At 32.4% G+C, this 17,694-nt stretch carries 11 protein-coding genes; 3 read left to right on the top strand and 8 right to left on the bottom strand.

Annotated elements, in window-relative coordinates:
- The 8 genes from JK629_RS11705 to JK629_RS11670 form a co-directional block, all read right to left on the bottom strand.
- Complete coding sequence (locus JK629_RS11705; RefSeq protein ID WP_202335806.1) at nt 1-1,104, bottom strand: phosphoadenosine phosphosulfate reductase family protein; 1,104 nt, start codon at nt 1,102-1,104, stop codon at nt 1-3.
- Nucleotides 1,101-4,322, bottom strand: a complete 3,222-nt coding sequence (locus JK629_RS11700) for a hypothetical protein (RefSeq protein ID WP_202335805.1) — start codon at nt 4,320-4,322, stop codon at nt 1,101-1,103. Before JK629_RS11700 ends, JK629_RS11705 begins: the two co-directional genes overlap by 4 nt.
- A complete protein-coding gene (locus tag JK629_RS11695) occupies nt 4,312-5,190 on the bottom strand; it encodes a DUF4007 family protein (protein WP_202335804.1) in 879 nt (292 codons plus the stop codon). The genes JK629_RS11700 and JK629_RS11695 overlap by 11 nt, the downstream gene beginning before the upstream one ends.
- 568 nt (nt 5,191-5,758) lie before the next feature.
- Nucleotides 5,759-6,484 (bottom strand): hypothetical protein, encoded by a 726-nt coding sequence (locus tag JK629_RS11690; RefSeq protein WP_202335803.1) that lies wholly within the window; start codon nt 6,482-6,484, stop codon nt 5,759-5,761.
- Nucleotides 6,474-8,438 (bottom strand): GmrSD restriction endonuclease domain-containing protein, encoded by a 1,965-nt coding sequence (locus tag JK629_RS11685; protein WP_202335802.1) that lies wholly within the window; start codon nt 8,436-8,438, stop codon nt 6,474-6,476. The genes JK629_RS11690 and JK629_RS11685 overlap by 11 nt, the downstream gene beginning before the upstream one ends.
- A complete protein-coding gene (locus tag JK629_RS11680) occupies nt 8,438-9,793 on the bottom strand; it encodes a DUF262 domain-containing protein (RefSeq protein ID WP_202335801.1) in 1,356 nt (451 codons plus the stop codon). Before JK629_RS11680 ends, JK629_RS11685 begins: the two co-directional genes overlap by 1 nt.
- Nucleotides 9,777-12,506 carry a KAP family P-loop NTPase fold protein gene (locus JK629_RS11675; RefSeq protein ID WP_202335800.1) on the bottom strand — a complete coding sequence of 910 codons (2,730 nt, stop codon included), beginning with the start codon at nt 12,504-12,506 and terminating at the stop codon, nt 9,777-9,779. Before JK629_RS11675 ends, JK629_RS11680 begins: the two co-directional genes overlap by 17 nt.
- A gap of 611 nt (nt 12,507-13,117) precedes the next feature.
- Nucleotides 13,118-14,296, bottom strand: coding sequence for a T9SS type A sorting domain-containing protein (locus tag JK629_RS11670; RefSeq protein ID WP_202335799.1), 1,179 nt, complete (start codon nt 14,294-14,296; stop codon nt 13,118-13,120).
- Between the two features lie 479 nt (nt 14,297-14,775).
- Between JK629_RS11670 and JK629_RS11665 the strand changes: the two genes are divergently transcribed.
- The 3 genes from JK629_RS11665 (at nt 14,776) to JK629_RS11655 (ending at nt 17,622) form a co-directional block, all read left to right on the top strand.
- Nucleotides 14,776-16,602 (top strand): ATP-binding protein, encoded by a 1,827-nt coding sequence (locus tag JK629_RS11665; RefSeq protein WP_202335798.1) that lies wholly within the window; start codon nt 14,776-14,778, stop codon nt 16,600-16,602.
- A 2-nt stretch (nt 16,603-16,604) separates the two neighbouring features.
- Entirely contained in the window at nt 16,605-17,276 is a 672-nt protein-coding gene (locus JK629_RS11660; protein ID WP_202335797.1) for a response regulator transcription factor, read from the top strand.
- Between the two features lie 193 nt (nt 17,277-17,469).
- Nucleotides 17,470-17,622, top strand: a complete 153-nt coding sequence (locus JK629_RS11655) for a hypothetical protein (RefSeq protein WP_202335796.1) — start codon at nt 17,470-17,472, stop codon at nt 17,620-17,622.
- Nucleotides 17,623-17,694 lie beyond the last annotated feature (72 nt).

The raw sequence follows: 17,694 nt of genomic DNA, 5'->3' as shown, positions 1-17,694 counted from the left end.
TTAAATAAAACAAGCAGCACATCCTTCTCCCTCAGCATCATCCAAGATGTCCACCAGATAAGGTGATTTAACTTTTGATTTTCGTTCCATTCTTTTAATGTACTCTTCCTTGATTTGTTCGATTCTTTCAGGTTTAATTATATCCTCTAAACTTTCGCCTTGTGCCCACGTATAACCATCTTTCTCATATTCCATTGCTTTTAAGTACAAATCTTTATGTTGTTCATACAGCCACACCCATTCAATTTTCTGTTGGAAAAAGCAGAAGAAACAGCCAGAGCGACTTCTAGCATATTCTCCTTTTTTTCCATTAATTTCAAAATCTATTTTGTTGTAATATGCGGGTACACCTACGCCACTTTCTTTCAATATTTTAAAAATGTCATCTCTCAACAATACTTCGTCATTTTCCAAAAGCGGAAAAGTAGCTTCAGTTGCTAAAGGGTAATCGGTTGTTTTCAAGTAATCAAAAACTAAATGATTAAACGCTTTCACATTTGCATCTAATAAAACATTTAGCTTTTGGTCAATGGTGAAACTTGTATCCAACTTTCGAGTAATCGTTAGTAATGCTTTTTCCTGATTTTTACCAAAGTCTATGCTTGAAGACATTTCTATTAATTGCTCTATATTTTGGTTCGAAAGCATTTTTTGAACAACATCTTGACTCCAAATATTCTTACGAAATGGAAATATTGATTGAATATTTTTTTTGGTAGAAATATATCCTTCTCTTTCTTCATCACCTCTGATTCCAACATAAGAAATCACTGGATCTGTTCCTACATAGTTTTCAAAAGGTTCTAACTTTAACTTTTTGGTGCACCAACGAGCTTGCGAGGAGGGCAGAAAACCTCCATACATTTTCAAAAAATGGTCAAAGGGGTCTTCTGAACTATTTTGTGCACCTTGCAAAAGTTCAATCTTGATTCCAAGATAAATCTCCAGATTTTTTATCAATTGATAGGTTTCGTCTAATTCCTTACCTGTGTCGCAGGTATAGAATTCTAAATTAATAGAAGGATATTTAGTTTTGACATAAATAGCCAAAGCTGCACTGTCTTTTCCTCCTGATATGCCTAATACGTGTCTTACTTTGCTCATTGTAATAATTCTTTTAATAGATTCAAGACAGCTGCAATGTTTGAAGTATTGTCTTTTCCCAATTTATTTCTTAGCTCATTTTTCAATTGCTCAATCTCCTTGCTCTTATTCTTTGGTACTCGAACCACTTTGGGGTCTAACTTGCTAAAAAACGAATCGATTTTAACTCCAATAACTTCTTCTTTACTTTCATCAATATCAGTTTTTGAGATTTTGGTTAAACTATCCAATTCCAAAATCATTGACTTGAATCGTTCGTAAAGCAGGATTTCATCTTCATCAGAGAATGCTTCTAAAGTTTTTCCGGCAACCGCCTGTACTATTGAATTCAACCAAGCCTTTCGATCATCAAGCGGTGAATCTAAACGCTGTACAAAAGTCTTTTGATTACTTAAAAGCATATGTTTTTTTAGCTTTGAAAAACGTTTTTGAAGATATTCTTTATATTCATCAAAGTCAGCTGTATTCCCGACAAACTCACTGCAAATGAAATCTTCAAAACGCTGCACTAACTCATCATAAGCGGTTCGTAGTTCTCTTACTCCCTCCTGCAAACTCCTAGTAAAGTTTTGAAGTTTAGACTTGTCTTGTTGTAAAGAAGAAAGAGACAATCCTAAAGCACTAGGAAATGCTTCAAAAAATGTTTCCTCTGGGTCTTTACTGGTGGCAATCGCTTTTCTAATCTTAATAGCTGATGGTGAAAGTCTTTTTGTGTTCTTACTGTATTCTGGTAACTGTTTGTAGAAAACAATAAAAGGTTTGATGGTTTCTATAAAAGAATTGTTGTCAAATTTTTGCTCAGTAGCAATATTCAAAAATGCTCGGTAGCTGTTGAAAATATCAAGCTTTACGCCTTCAATATCAAATGTTTTGATAGAATATTTTTCAGGATACTTTGCTATCAGTTCTAAATTTTCCTCTGAAAGATTAGGGATGTAGCTATCTTCACCGAATACCGCAAAATCATCACGTTTTAAAAACAAGAAGGTGGGAACCCAAAAATCAATCAAGCCTTGTTTGAGTTTGAATGGACGCTTGCTTAAAAGTTCACTTAGCTCCGAAACTTTCAGTTGCTCTGATTTAGCACTTTCTAAAAAGTCTTCTGAGGCTCTCCAGAGTTTGAAAAAACTTGATTTCTTATCAATTGCAATTACGTCTGTTGCGTTTTCGCGAATGGGTGAAATTTCATTTTCTTTTAGCAATGAAAGATAAATGGTTTTTTCGGGTGGAAATTTTGAGTCTTCAAACCCTAGATTTTCTTTATCCCAATCATTGGCTAATGCTGAAAAATATCTTTTCTTGGCTGTATGAATTGAAGAAGATATTTTATGTTTGTTAACCAATTCGTTTTTAAAAACAGGAGTGGCATCATATACTAAGCTACAAACTTGAGAAAGCAACTTGTTGAAGTCCTTTTTATCAACAATTTTCTTTTCTTCACCATTAAAATACCACTTCACATCTTTGCTGCCTGAAAAAATGCTATCCGTTATATAGTGGTTTAATAAACGTATTTGTGATTCAACAATATTTTCAAGTTCTCTCTTGGCTACCTTATCATCTTTATTTTCTTCAATAACCTTTTGAATTTTCTCAATCTCAAACAATAAGTTTTTTATCTCAGCTGAGTTTTTAAAAAAACAGTAAATAATCGCTTCCTCCTGTAATTTTGATTTATTTTGAATATCGTCTTCTTTCAGCTTGCTATTAAAAACAAGATTCACAATGCCATCAATTTCACCTTCTGGATTTTTTTTGGTTTCGGGATAGTCTGAAATAATAAATTCAAAATATCTCGGAGTTCCTGTTGCAAAGGAATATTGCTTGGCAAAAACTGGATTGAATTGAATGTGTTTATTCAGAAGAGTTGTAATATCAACCACTTCCGAAATTTTATTTGCCGCTTCTATCAATGCAGTTTGAATGTCTAAATCTGTTCCTTCAAAAAGAATATATCGTTTTGAATGGGAACGGTAGCGAATAATATTCTTGGCTTCAAGATTTTTTATAATATCATTGGCATCTGACACTCCACAAGCAGTTTTCAAATAATCAACAAAGAAATTCAAGTCCAATATTGAACCGCTTGCTGAGAAGATATTCAAAAGTCCAATCGTTTTTACCGATTTGATGTAATCATTAATGTTGGAATCAAACGCTCTTTCCACTTCCTCCATAGCTGAGCGGATAGAGCTCCAAGCAGAAAAATCGGGGTTATATTTTGATGTTAAAAACGAATAGAAATTGAAATTGAGGTAATCATAAACATTTGACAGATTGTAAAATGGATTTACTTGTTTGTTAAATTTAGCCAAACCTGTATGGTCTGATGATTCAAGAAATGAAAATAATGAACGTTCATTTTGTCCATATCTTTGCAATGATAACGTGAGAATATTGGCGGAAAGAATATCAAGCGGATATAGTTTTGAAGCAATTTCTTTTAGAAAATCTTTGTTGAAGTTAAAGGCTTTCGTTTCAGTAGTGAGCTTCAAACATTTTTCAATTTCTGATTTTGAAGTCTTTGTTTCAAAGTTTTCTGCGACATATTCCGAAGCCAAGAACAAAAGCTGCTCAACAGGCTCGTTAAAAGTGATTTCACGAAAACGCCCTTTTACTTTTGTCCATTCTTGTTGTTGGGTTTTACTTAGTGAATAAGCGTAAGATTCTAAGCTTTGGTGAACTGTGGTAAGTAAAACAATATTGTGCTTTGGGTTATTACAGAATTCTGCCAATTGCTGAACAAAGTATAATTCTTTTTCAGGGTTGTGCTTACTAGCATACTCTAAAAACTTTCCAAACTCATCAATTAGTATAAATAAAACTTTGTTTTCTTTTCCAATATAATGGTATCGGTTAAATATTTCTGAAAGTATATTTTCTTGTTGATTCTTATTTATTTGAACATCAAATGCATCTGCAAATTGCTCTACAATAGAAGCATAAGAACCAATAAATTTTATAAAATCAAACTTAGGATCAGCAAGGAAATTAGTCTCAAAGTAACGTTTCGTTCCTTGTACGCTTTGCTCGAACGCCAAAAGAAATGAAGATTTACCAGTTCCATACGTTCCCACTATATTAAATGAACGGATCCCCTTTTTAAAGTCATTAACTATTTGGCTAACAACTTGTCTCGAATTAGGTGTTGGGATGTAATTGAAGTCCCTATCAGTATCTCTGATAATATTTACCGATGTAGTGAAATTATTTGGCATAGTATCTATCTAAAATTTTGTAAGCGTCTTCTTTTTTCTTGAACTGTAATTCTTTAATCCCAGCCTGATCAGTAAAAGTTACTTCTTTGGAATCATCAATAATATCAGCGATTTTATTCATCAATCCCGAACGATTTAAAGCGAAAATTGAACCTGGACTATTCCAATCAAACTCAAGGGAATTTAAACTAATTGAATTTGTGTAGTTTGGATTGTCCAAGATAGCATACAAAACGATTGACTCAGGAAGATCGTCTCTTTCTGAATTCTCAATGAAAAATTGCTCATCTTTGCCTTTTCCACTGGTCTTTAAAAGTTCTATTTCAGAAAGAATGCCGGAAAAACTATCCTCAACATCCTTACTTTCAGGATCACTTTTATAAAGGTTTGAAAAAACAATAAAATCTTTAGCAACCGTGTTTTCATTGAAATTCAAATCAGGATTGCTCTCTCCAATTCTCTTCATGTAGTTTACAAAGGTTTCTTTGTTAAAGAAGAGTTTCTCTTTTCTGAATTCATTAAAAATGATAGAGTATATAGAAGCAAAACCATTTTTCACTAACTGATAATGCAAAAGCCAAAGACTTGCTTCATCTTCCAAAAAAGGATCATAGCCAGTTTCGTCATCAAATAATCGCTTTCCAAATTCAGTTGGTATGTCCTTGTTGTCGATAATGTTGAAAGCCTTCAACCAAAAACGAATTGATGAAACCATATTTTTCCCAACTCCAAGTTCAACAACCGCATCTTCATCGTTAAAATTCTTCCCTTCTTGCACATAGTCATAACCCTTTTTTAACCAAAGTTGTCGGCATTGAAAAGAGTCATGTCCAGAGAATGTATATTTAATTATTTCAGTATTTTCCAATATCATATTTTCGTATGAAAAACTATTTTATAAGCTACAAAGTAACCAATTATTAGATATTAATCGAGTTTAAATCCATTCGAGTTGTTAACCACGAATTTCTGATTATTGTTAATTAAATCTCCAATTGTCTAGTTTGTCTAAAAATGATTTCTTACCCGGAATTAATAAATTTAAAACAATTTAATTCCATCCCATTACGGGATTCCGCATTAGGGACAATTTAAAAGGGGAGAGCTGTAAATATAGGAAAAAATGATAATTCACCCACACCTAAGGGTTTCATTTTTATTTGGCACTTAAAATATGGTGGGCTTTTCATTGGTTGTTCCGAAACACCGTAATGGGGGTAGGTATTTTGTTAATATTTTAGACTATTATTCCTGCCAAGCTTGAACATACAGTTGGTCTTCTAACCGAACTTATGAAATTTCTTTTGATACTGTGAAAGCTGCGGCTGAAGTGTAGGTGGAAATGAAGTAGGCTTGGGATAATGCTATTAATGTTTTGAGAATGATTAAGGATTTTCGAAAAACAAATGTAAAGATTCGGATTAAAGTGTAAGTTATTATCTCTCAACATCTATGTTTAAAATAGGATACAAAGAAGCGATTAGTTTTTCCTCTATAAAGAAACGGTTTACAGCATTTTCTTTTCCAGGATAAGGTAAAAATGAAATCTCTACGTGCTCTTTAATTAATTCTAATGCATCGGTATTAAAAAGACGTTCCAAGCCTATACGCAATTGACTTACAGTATTAGGTTTTTTACCAAAACCATATTTGCATTTTGTTAATCTTTCATTGTTCTTGGATTCTGGCCATAGATGACTATGATCGTCATCTAATTGATTTTTACTTTTACTATCTTTCCAGATAGTAGGATCAAATTGGTTAAACTTTTTTGGATCTATATTGTATTTTATTTGACCATTTATTCTTGATTTAATATTTGTGCTTTTCCCTACATATAAGCAGATATGAGTACCTTGACTAGCATTGTTTATCCATTCTTTATTGAAAATTACTCTTAAGAAGTGGTTTGCCTTTTCTGAGTTGTCATGTGGACCTTTTAAATAATAGGATGTATCTGGATTTAGTAAATGGTTTTTAAGCAAGTCATTTTCATTTTTCCACCAAAACGCATAAATCCCTTCTTGTTGTAATTGTTTGCTAATTGAATTTAGGATACCATTAAATATATCTCGGACACCATACTTTTCTTGTCCAAGGAAATGGTCAAATGCACTTTTTATATCTTTTAAGGAGAACCTATTTTCAATACTATCCTTCATAAGTTGAGTTTAAGATTTCAATCATTAATTTCTCATGTTTTTCAAGATTCTCCGCATTCCAATTATCGGCATTTTCCCACATTAATTCCATTTTTAAGCTTTCGGGCTTGTCATCTGGTCTGTGATAGTTTGCTTTTTTTGCTTTTGGTAAGTCATTACTAAAACGTGAGTTTTTTTGCTGGCTAATAAGACAAAGATTTCCAAAGCAATCTATATTGTCAAAAGGAGGTTCATCTCCATTTCTAGGGTGTTGAGGAAAAAAATGCTCTACTGAACTTCTAAAACCAAATTGAAAATTTTTAGCTTTATCAATTGAAATTAGATTTTTATGAGTTTCTGTCTCTATTGTGGAATAATACCAAATTAAATAGTCAAGCCTATTGAATATGAAATTTTTAGTTTGCGTGCCTAAACTCCAAATATCATCGCTTACAGTATTATTTTTTGCTAAAGCCTTATTGTTGAAAATAATTTCTTCATATGCTAAATCATCATCAGATGATTGATTTCGATCAAAGAAAAAAGCATCATTCAATTTTTCCAAATAAGCTATCAGCTCTTCTGCCTCAATTACTCCCCTTTTAGAATTATTAAACAAGTGATATAAGGTAGCGTTAAACCAATGCTTATAGATTCTTGTAGGAAAAGATACGTGAAACATAGATTGTAACATTATGATACGATTATTATCATTATTGTTTTCATCTTCCCTCTCAGCCCACTCAAATGTATCTTTAAAGTAATGTGATTTTCCTTTTTGAAACTGATGAACTTGCTTCCATAATATCCATTTGGTGTCCTGTCCTAAATCTAAATTTCGAATAACGTATTTATCAAATAAAAATTTCATTTTGAGTAGACTATAGCAAAAATCTTTAGCAAACTTAGATTGATCACTCTTATAATTATAAACTTGCTCAAATTGTTTGAGTAATTGTTTGTCATCTAAGGCTACATCCTTGTTGTTTTCTTGAATTTTTAAAACGTGAAGTAAAAAATTAGGAAAGTTAATAACAGCTGTAAGTTGTTCCTGATATTCTTTATTTTCAGATTTTTCCAAGTGAATTATTTCTTTTGACTCTAGAATTTTATTCAAACTTGATTTAGATGACTTATTTTCTTTTTCATATACCTCTTGAGTACTTATAAAGGCTGTAAGTAATTCTTCATAGCATTCTGGTATTGTATTTCCATCATTTCCAAAGATTTTCTTTCGGGAGTTTTTAGTATCATCTCCTGTAATCCTTGTAAAGAACAACTGTATATATCGGTTCATATCACTTGCAGCTTCCCATACAGTATTAAATAGTTCCCGATCCTCTGGGTAATCTTTTAAAAACCCCATAAGTCTTGATTTGAGAACCTCGTGCTTTTCAAGTTGCTCACCACGGACATTCATAATCTCAAAATGATGGTTAAGATCTGTATCCGGTGGTACTGTAACTTTGAGAAGAAGCGTTTTATTTAAAAGGTAGTCTGTAAATTCTTCCTCTGTAATACTAAACTCTTCAAAATATTGACTTAGGTTATCTCTAATAATTTTATAAGTTGCTTTTATTGCTGGTTCATTTACATCATCAAGTTTTTTATGATAGACGGCTTGTAAAGCGCTAATTGAATGGGGTCTGGAATCAAATAACAGCGTGTCAAAATCAAAATTAAGATTATAAGATGATTCTTTATTGTGAGACAGGTAAGCTAGTAGTATATATAGGGTGGTTAATCGTTGCTGTCCATCTATAACTTCTTCTATATCACGAATTCCTTTATTAATAACTAAAGTGCCTAAATAGTAGTTGTCGTTTTGATTGGCTTTTGCTTGACTACATAGATCAGACAGCAACTGTGTAACTTCCGTGATTGTCCAGGCATATTCACGTTGATAAATAGGTATGCTATAATTTGCATTTTTAAAAATATCAGAAATACTTAATAGTGGTGGATTTTTGGACATTAGGTTTGGATAAGTTTGTATTCAGTATATAGTCTAGCTAGCTCATCAGAATTACCGCCTATTTTAGTAATTGGTTTGAGTCTATAGATGAGTACTTGAGATGTGGTTAAGCTTTCTTTAATGAGGCGAATGAGGCTATTAGGATGTCTCGCATGGTTGTCAACAGATTCAAGTCTTACGGCTGTAAGTTTTATACGAGGTCTGTAAGCCCAAAAGAAAATTAATGGAATCACTTTTTCCAGTTGCTTTTCTCCAAATTTATCGATGTAATAGAGCAGGGTTACTTCAAATAGATTACGGCAATACTTATCTCCTGTTCTATACGATTTAGTATAAGTATTTAATTTATTAATGACCTCAAAAGCTTTAGAATTATGATCATCAAAGTTGTAATAGTCATTTGTAAAGTCTTTAATTGCTTCAACCATTTTAGATTTGTGTTTTACAAAATCAAAAAACCACTCGCCATTTACAGTGAATGCATCAAGCTGGTGGGGGAAGTGCTCTTGGCTATCATTAAAGTCATAGAGAATCTGCTGTTTTAAGCCTACATACTTTGCATTTATGGCAATAGACCGGGCATATGGGTATAATTGATTGTCTAAAAGATTTACCCCCTTAAAAACGGATATTTCATCTTTAGAAAAATAGGACGCACTTTTACCTGTTGACCAATTCCTGATTTTAAAAAAATAATTGGCAAAAGCATCTTTAAGGAATTGAGGATCTGTTTTGTCCCAATGCGCAATAATTTTGATTTTCTCAGGCTCCTCTAGGTGGTTCATCTCACGAAGGTGAAAAGCTTTCAGTAAATTATGAGGATATAAAGCTTTACCTCTAGAGTTTTGGGAATCAAAAAACTGAAAGGCCTCTCCTAAATCGGTTATAGTAACTTGAACAAACTCACATTTTTCTAAAAAGAAACGAATTAAACCTTCATCAAAATCAGTAACTCTAGATTGTATATGAGCATAATTTGCTTTTAGATTAGCAATACTGATCGCATTGTCAAATTCTAAATTATTTAAAGAAGGTACATCGAAATTTAGTAAGGTATTAGACGGTTCATTTTCTTTTAAAGCTTTGTATATAAGCAATAAAGTTAAATAGCGTTGTTGACCGTCTACAATTTCTTTAATCTTCTTTTTTTTACCTCTGTAAATAATAATAGTACCTATACGATATGCGTTTTTCTCTTGAAAAGTTATCATATCGTCAATGAGATCATTTACATTTTTAACAGACCATTTATAAGGTCGTTGATAGGCTGCAATTTTAAAATTACATTGAAGCAATTTTTTAATATTGAAAATTGCTGCTGTAGGTTTTTGAAGGTTTTTATTTAACTTCTGCAAATTGTTTTCTGTTTAATGGTTTACAATCATTGGCAATAAAGACTTTCATTAATTTTTTAATCCTTTCCAACTTCGATTTGTGGTCTTCACCTACTATAATATTTTCAATTTCCTCAGTCATCAAATACTCATTATAGTTTTTGAATCCATTCTCTCTAAATTGTTTATAAATATCTTTATTTTTTTTATGAGCTTTTAGAGCCTTCCAATCTGTTATGTTGCAGAAAATCTGACAAAGAAAATCATTAGGTTTATAAGTCTGATGTTCTTGTGGGAATCCTTCTGGTTCTGCTTTAAAATCTAGATAACCTACCCACAAAAAATGAAGAAAATTCCGTTGGATGTGTTTTTTAAATAGCTTGTCAGCTTTAAATGCTAGTATTATTTGAAAGTCTACCGCAATAAAATCAACTTGAAGGGTGTAGTAGCTAAAGTGAATATTATATCCTACATTTTGTTTCAAGACGTTTTCGAACTTTTCTAATAATATATTCTTGGTGTCTGTTACATTAAAAGGAAAATTAGCGTATTCGATAGAATTTTCTTTTGTGTATATATCATCTCTTTCTTTTCTTGCTGCATTGATGATTACATCTGCTAAAAAGCGATCTAGTGGACCTATAATTATATTTGAATTAATAAGAGCATCCTTTAAATCTGTATGAGTAAGATTCGGTGTTTTTTCCGAGAAATTTTGAATTATTTTTTCAACTTCCTTGAAATCGTTTACCAGAGAAATGAATTCAAAGTGATTTAATGCGATTATAAATTTTGAAAAATCAGCTTTGTTGTTTTCTACGGAATTAGCAATTGAAAACAAATATAATTTTAGCTCATTGAAAGCTTGTAATCTAACATTTTGAGACAAACCCTTCATTTTATTTATCAAGTCTACTATATTACCTGCGTAAAAAGATTCTTTAAATTTAGAGACAGTATACGCATCATTAGGAATTCCATTTCTTAAATAAAAATTTGTGTAATAAGATTTAGAAATAGTATATTGATTTGTTTCATAGAAAGCTTTACTTTTTTCACCGAACAAAATACATAAGGAAGCATTTATGATTTCTATATCTTTTAAATTATAATTATTCGCTTTCAGTGTATCGAATAGTTTTTCTTTTGAGCTTTCAGTATAAATATAATGACTACCATCAGTCTCGTTCCAACTATCAGTCATTTTTTCATTTACCACGTCATAGTCTTTGTTATCAATAATGTTTGATATTTTTTCAAAAACTAAATGGTGTAAATTTTTATAGCGAAAAGTTAAAAGTCTAAATAGTACATAATCGGGAAGATATATATCATTCGTATTAATTAAGGTTTTACTAAATTTAAATTCATTAAGAAATCTCTTTAGATCTCTATAGGTTCTAATAAAATATTTATAATCTAATTTTAAGTCACTACAACTAAATTGGGTTTCTTCATTAAGTAAATTATCAAGACTAATGTTAGATAAATCCAAAGATGCTTGAAAAGCTTTACCAGCAAATAAGGAGTTAAATACTAGAAATAATTTTTCATTTCTAATGTGTTCTTCTTGCTTGTCTTCTTGATTAATACGATGTGGAAATGCTTTTTTAATACCATCCAAAAGCATTTCATTGATTTGACTCTCATCAAATGGTAGGAGATCAATTTCTACTTGAAAAATTTTATTTATGTAGTTCTCCTTACTATCACCAAGTGTTTTTTCTAGGTAATTTCTGTCATAACCAGCTAGAAATATCACATTGTCAAAATCAGATAATGTTCTTATAATTTTATAGGTATCAAGAATTTCGTTGTTTTCAAGTCGATCCAAATCATCAAGTATAATTATGATTTGGCGATTAATCCGTTTGATAGCCTCTTGAATCTTTTGATAGTACCCTTCAAGACTATGATCTTCTCTAAAGATATCTTTACCAGCTCGTATTAAATTGCTAATCTCTCCCGGACTTACACTTAAAATAGCATCAGTATATTTTTCAATATTATCTTCAATTTCAGCAGAGTGAGGCTTAAGGTTTGTTGCGAATTCTTTGAAGAAATTATCAATGATTGCTTTATCACCTTTATTTTTCCAAATGTGAAACCAAAACATAATGGTTTCGGAATTGGTTTTTCTAAATTCTTGATCAAATCGATGTAAAAAGGTTGATTTACCAAAACCCCATTCCGCATTAATGCCTATGCTAAATGAGTTTTTAGGTTTGTAGCCTTTAATGCTAGTAATAAGTTTTTGTACAATTAATTCATTATCAATTTCTCCATCTACAAATACAGCATCGTTGATAAAAAAGTCCTTACTGTTGGAATTTGTAATTGAGCTTAGTAGTTTAATGTTGCTCCAGTGAATACAATGCAATAGAAAAAATAAAACAACGACATCAATGTATTTTAAAAGCGTGGGTTCTGGAAGATATATAACTCCGTTGTCGAAAAATCGAAAAATCAAATAACTTGAGAATAGAGCAATTGCAAGGAAATGCCCCTTTTTTGAAACTATAAATTTTTTATCTATTAAGAATAGGTAGCTACTAAATCCAAGAATTATCAATATAATATAACCTATTTTAAACTCGGTCGATTCAAAATTGAAGAGTTTGCCAAGACCAATTAAAAGTTTCTGTATAATGTTTTTAGAAACAAATAAAATTGCAATAATTAATAGATACCGCAATACATACTTTCTGCAATTTTCTATCCAATCATTCAACATTTTTAAATTATAAAGAGATTACTAAATAATTAAGCATTTTGAATTTCCATTTGATGATTCCCCTCAAAACCTTCCCGTAAACAACTCTGCTTTAAATAGCATGGCGTCAATTTTATAGCGCGCTATTTGCTCAGGGTTTTGGTTTGGTGGCATGCTATTGGTTTAGTCAGAATTCAAATATAATATAGTCCGTAATCCATCCCATTACGGGATTCCGCACTGGAACAAAATAAAAGGGGAGAAACCAAATATATTGAATTAACATTACAAGTGTTGTTTAAAATTTACATTCTCGATAAAAAGTACGAAGTACGAAATACGAAGTAGGAAGTACGAGCTACGAGCGACGAGCGACGAAGGACGAGCAATGAGCGAATGAATGGTTGGATTGTTGAATGGTTGGATTGTTGGATGGTTGGATGGTTGGATGGTTGGATGGTTGGATTGTTGGATTGTTGGATTGTTGGATATTTAGAAACTTGGATAATTGGATACTTGGAAGTAAATTAAACTATGTATTAGCAACAAAAACTGTGAATTGGAGTAATTATTGGGATGAGGTAAATGAAACGGGGCAATACACCCCGGCTGTTGACAACTTCAAAATAATTTTACTGAACCACAAGTTTCTTAATCATATATCCGTTATCAGTTTCTATTCTCACAAAGTATATCCCTGAAGAAAGACCTGTTAGGGAATAAGCTTTTTGTTCTGTGTATTCAGAAATTAATTTTCCCATTGAATTGTGCAGGATTACTTTATTAATGGGAACTTGTGAGTGTATTGAGAACGATGTATTTGCTGGATTGGGGTAAAGATGGAAATTATGGTAACCCACTTCGGCTATACCAAGAGCATCGCATTCAGCCTCTGTTGCAACAAATGTGGAAGCAGGATCTATTACCCAATTTAAGAGTATGGGTGCATTTACATCATCTACGAAAATACAAGTAAGTTGTGGATTTCCTGAAGAATTAAAATCAACGATTTCTGAATTATTACCATTTCTTACGTCAAGATGCGTAAGTTGATTGATATCGCAACCAAATTGGCTTAAAATAATATTCTCGCTTAAATCTAATGTCGATATCTGATTTTCAGAGCAATAAAACCATTCAAGATTGGGATTTTGACTTACATCCAATGATGTTATCATATTCTTTGCACAAAAAAGATATTGTAAAGCTGGCATATTTGTTACTGTGAGACTAGTAAGAAGGTTGTCATCACATTCAACTATATATAATAAAGGGTTGTTGCTGAGGTCCAATTCGCTGATGCTATTACTTCGTACACGTAAGGATTCCAACAAAGGATTATTCGTAACGTCTACAGATGTCAAGTTGCTGTTTTCACCACGGGAGTAAAATTCTTTTAGGTTAGGATTATTGCTCAGATCCACTGAACTTATTAATGGGCTGCTCATCAATATATATTCCAAATTTAAATTAGACGAAACATCCAATGCTGTTAAAGGCAAGTTATCACGTATATCGATTCTTTTAAGAGCAAGGTTATTGCTAATGTCTATTGCACTTAAATTATTGATGTAACAAGATAAATTTTCCAATGCCGTAAAATCCTCAATACCTGTTAAGTCATTTATTCCGGATTCATTTACTTCCAAAACAATAATATCGTCAATATTATCTGTAACCACTTGCCCATCTATAACATCGTCATAACCCAAATCAATCAAAGCCTGTTCAAAATTTGGATCCGGAATGGAAGTTAGCTGCGCGAAGGTGCAATTACCAATCAAAAAAAGTGCAAGAATAATTTTTTTCATAATCTTAGAATTTATTGATTATTAAGCTGCCAAGTTTCGGCATTAATACCTCTCTGAAAAAAATTAAATGAAAACAGACCTAATATTGATGAGAATTTGCGGGTCAGTAAGTGAAAGGCAAGGTCCAATATTGCACAATTTGACACTACATTGAACCATAAAGTGGCTCTTCCAACTCATTTTTATGTTAATAGAAATTCAAAATAAGGTGAAAATGTCACCCAATAAAATGAAAACTTACTACATAAGAATGAAAATAACATCATTCATATTTTCTATTACTTTATTTGATTTGCAGGTATTTAACATTTAATTTTAAATGCATCAATCGTTTTATCATGAAAAAAACATATTACACAAAAATCTTTAAATTTGCTTTATGCACAAAGCTTTTAAGCTTACTCTTTTTATTTACCAGCTTTAAAATTTTAGCCCAAGAAAGCACTACTGCTAATAAGAATTTTCATTACATTGAAAATTTGAAATATACAAATCCAGATTTAGCAAACTCAATCAGCGATTCGTTATTGAAAATTGAAACAAAACCTTTTGGGAGCGATGCATATGCTGCTAAAGCTTATGTAAAACTTATACGGTTTCAATACGATAGTGTATATTCATTTTTAAAAAAAAGTATTACACTTGATCGGCAAAATCAGGATTCCATTAGACTAGCGAGAGATTATAATTTGATGGGAATTTATTATAAAGATGTCGCCCTAAAAGACAGCGCTGTATTTTACTACACAAAAGCCGTCCAAATTATTGATAAGAAAGATGCCAAACTTGCTGGAGTTTATAATTTTGAATTATCAAGATATTATTCTTTAATTGGAGATAAAAATAGACAAATTCGATTTTTAAAAAAATCAAAGGAATTTTCCAATAAGGCAAGAGATACCTTAACTTTATACAATATCGAAGAATACGAAAATAATCTTTTTAAAAAAGCTGGCGGCGATTATATATCAGGTAAAAAGCAATACTTATTTTCAAAATCTTCTAAAAATTCCTATTTATTGGCTTGGTCACAACAAAAGTATGCTGATGGCATAATTTCTGTTGATTCTTTAGACCGCGCAAAAGTCCTTATTGATTCTTCAATCAATTATTTTAAATCTATTAATAATTTATACCTATTATATGTTGCGTATTCTTCATCTGCTAATATTGCCTATATATCAAAAGATGATGAAGAAAGATTGAAAATTTATAATGCTCAATATAATATCGTAAAAAATACTGAGCATATATTTAAAGCAGCAAATACATATAATCTTGGTGATTTTTACCTACATCAAAAAAAATATGATAAGGCTAAAAAATTCCTTTTAGAAGTTCTAGAGACTAATAAACATCAAGAAATTCAACCCGTACTTATTTTACTTACTTATGAATCTTTATCTGAAATTTATGAAAATCGGGGCAACTTTGAAGTGGCATTGGAATACCATAAAAAGTTTAAAGAAATTGAAGACATGCTGTATAATACCCAGGTTACTGCCCAAGTTACTGACTATAAGATAAAATATGAAACACAGGAAAAGGAAAAGGAAAACCTACAACTAAAACAAGACAATGCAGAAAAGGAACTAAAGGTACAACAAGCCACAAACCTCAACCAACGCTATGGCTTTATAGCCTTAACTGCCTTTCTCGGCATTTTTGGCATTTTTTACTATTCGAAAAACCGCAGGCGGAAACTTCGTGACGAACACATAATCAACATTGCCCAAACAAAACAAAAAGAACACGAAAAAATAGGGGCCGATCTGCATTCCACCAAAGCGAAGGATTTGGAAAAAATCGCTTCAAATCTCGAACAAAAAGGAGAAGTGGAAATAGCGAAGAAGGTTCGGGAAGTAAAAGACAGCATCAGGCTCCTCTCCCACGAATTGTTTCAAATTCCTTTTTCACAACTGGAATTCGACGATCAAATAATCAACCTGCTATTTGATTATAATAGCGACTCCTTAAAAATAACCCACGCCGGCATCCATACCATCCCTTGGGCAGAGGTGGACGATACCATCAAAAGAAACCTGTACCTTATCATCAGCGAGGCAATTTCCAATATAAAAAACCATTCACAAGCAACAACGGCCAACGTAAAATTCCAGAAAACAAATAAAAATATCGATGTTACCATAACGGATAACGGAATAGGGTTTACGGACGAGGATCTAAAAAAAGGCCACGGTATTGGCAATATGCGTATGCGTGTAAATGAAATAAAGGGAAGCATTCGCTTTGATGCCGTAAAAAACAAAGGAAGTGAGATTGGAATATTTATAACCGCTTTTTGATTATGAAGCACATCTTAATTATTGAAGACGAACAGGATACACTCGAAAATCTTATAGGAAAGCTAACTGATGCCTTTCCGGCTTATAAGATTTCGTCGGCCTTTGATTGCGACGAAGGGTTTAGAATTCTGAATTCCTCCAAGGTGGAAGCTCCTGTAGATCTCTTGATCACCGATCTAACCTTTAGGCGCCAACCGGAATCGCGACTAATAAAGGATGGCCAAGCCTTGCTCCAAAAAATCAAGGAACTTAATTATAAGCTGCCGCAAATTGTATATTCCTCCCACGATGAGCTAAAATTTATCCACCCCGTCATGCAAAACTTTCAGCCAGAAGGCTATGTGCTTAAGGCAAGCGACAGCAGCAGCGAATTGCTCTTGGCAATTCCGCGGATTTTAAAGGGGGAATCCTATTTTAGCCAGGAAGTGCATACCAACCAACAAAAACGTTTTGCCTTCGCCCTGCAATTGGACGATATTGATAAGAAAATAATTGAATACCTACCGGATATAAATTGTATTACAGACTGGGACGAGCTGTACGAAGCTGGAAAACTCCCCATCAAATACAAGTCCGTCAACAAGCGCCTACAATCCATATTTGAAAAGATGGATGTTAGCAATGAAAAGCAATTGCTTTTAAAACTTCACCAACAGGCAATAATAGGAACCTAAAGGTTCCAAAATTTCTACCATCAGGTTCCTAAAATGGAACCTTTTTTCATTTATACCCGCCTAATTTTATAACGTACAAAGGAAGAGGATCTGCAACTCTGTGGGGAGTTGAAAAAAATCCGAAGGTCTGCTTCCTCCCACTTTAAAGCCGCGCGGCAGAAGGATACTTTGTTTAACCTCTAAATGAATAGAGATGAAAAAAACAGTATTTTTTTGTGCCTTAATGCTAGTGTTGGGAATAAACCTAACCTCTTGCACTCCACAACCGCTAACCCAAAACGGGAACCATCAGGCCACAGGCGGCGAGGAAGAAAACGATCCCGTGGACCCCAATGGGGATGATTAAAACCCAATCAATTCCCGAAGCCGATCATATTTCGCCTTCGGGAATTTTTTCTATATTTAAAAACCAATCCCT

Origin of the sequence: Aequorivita iocasae (genome assembly GCF_016757735.1) — a bacterium.
Taxonomy (GTDB): Bacteria; Bacteroidota; Bacteroidia; order Flavobacteriales; family Flavobacteriaceae; genus Aequorivita; species Aequorivita iocasae.
This window is presented reverse-complemented; position numbering and strand designations above follow the sequence as displayed.

What these genes read in the sequence shown, in the direction of transcription:
- JK629_RS11705 (WP_202335806.1), bottom strand. Translation starts at nt 1,104, where the DNA reads ATGAGCAAAGTAAGACACGTATTAGGCATATCAGGAGGAAAAGACAGT.
- JK629_RS11700 (WP_202335805.1), bottom strand. Translation starts at nt 4,322, where the DNA reads ATGCCAAATAATTTCACTACATCGGTAAATATTATCAGAGATACTGAT.
- JK629_RS11690 (WP_202335803.1), bottom strand. Translation starts at nt 6,484, where the DNA reads ATGAAGGATAGTATTGAAAATAGGTTCTCCTTAAAAGATATAAAAAGT.
- JK629_RS11685 (WP_202335802.1), bottom strand. Translation starts at nt 8,438, where the DNA reads ATGTCCAAAAATCCACCACTATTAAGTATTTCTGATATTTTTAAAAAT.
- JK629_RS11675 (WP_202335800.1), bottom strand. Translation starts at nt 12,506, where the DNA reads ATGTTGAATGATTGGATAGAAAATTGCAGAAAGTATGTATTGCGGTAT.
- JK629_RS11670 (WP_202335799.1), bottom strand. Translation starts at nt 14,296, where the DNA reads ATGAAAAAAATTATTCTTGCACTTTTTTTGATTGGTAATTGCACCTTC.
- JK629_RS11660 (WP_202335797.1), top strand. Translation starts at nt 16,605, where the DNA reads ATGAAGCACATCTTAATTATTGAAGACGAACAGGATACACTCGAAAAT.
- JK629_RS11655 (WP_202335796.1), top strand. Translation starts at nt 17,470, where the DNA reads ATGAAAAAAACAGTATTTTTTTGTGCCTTAATGCTAGTGTTGGGAATA.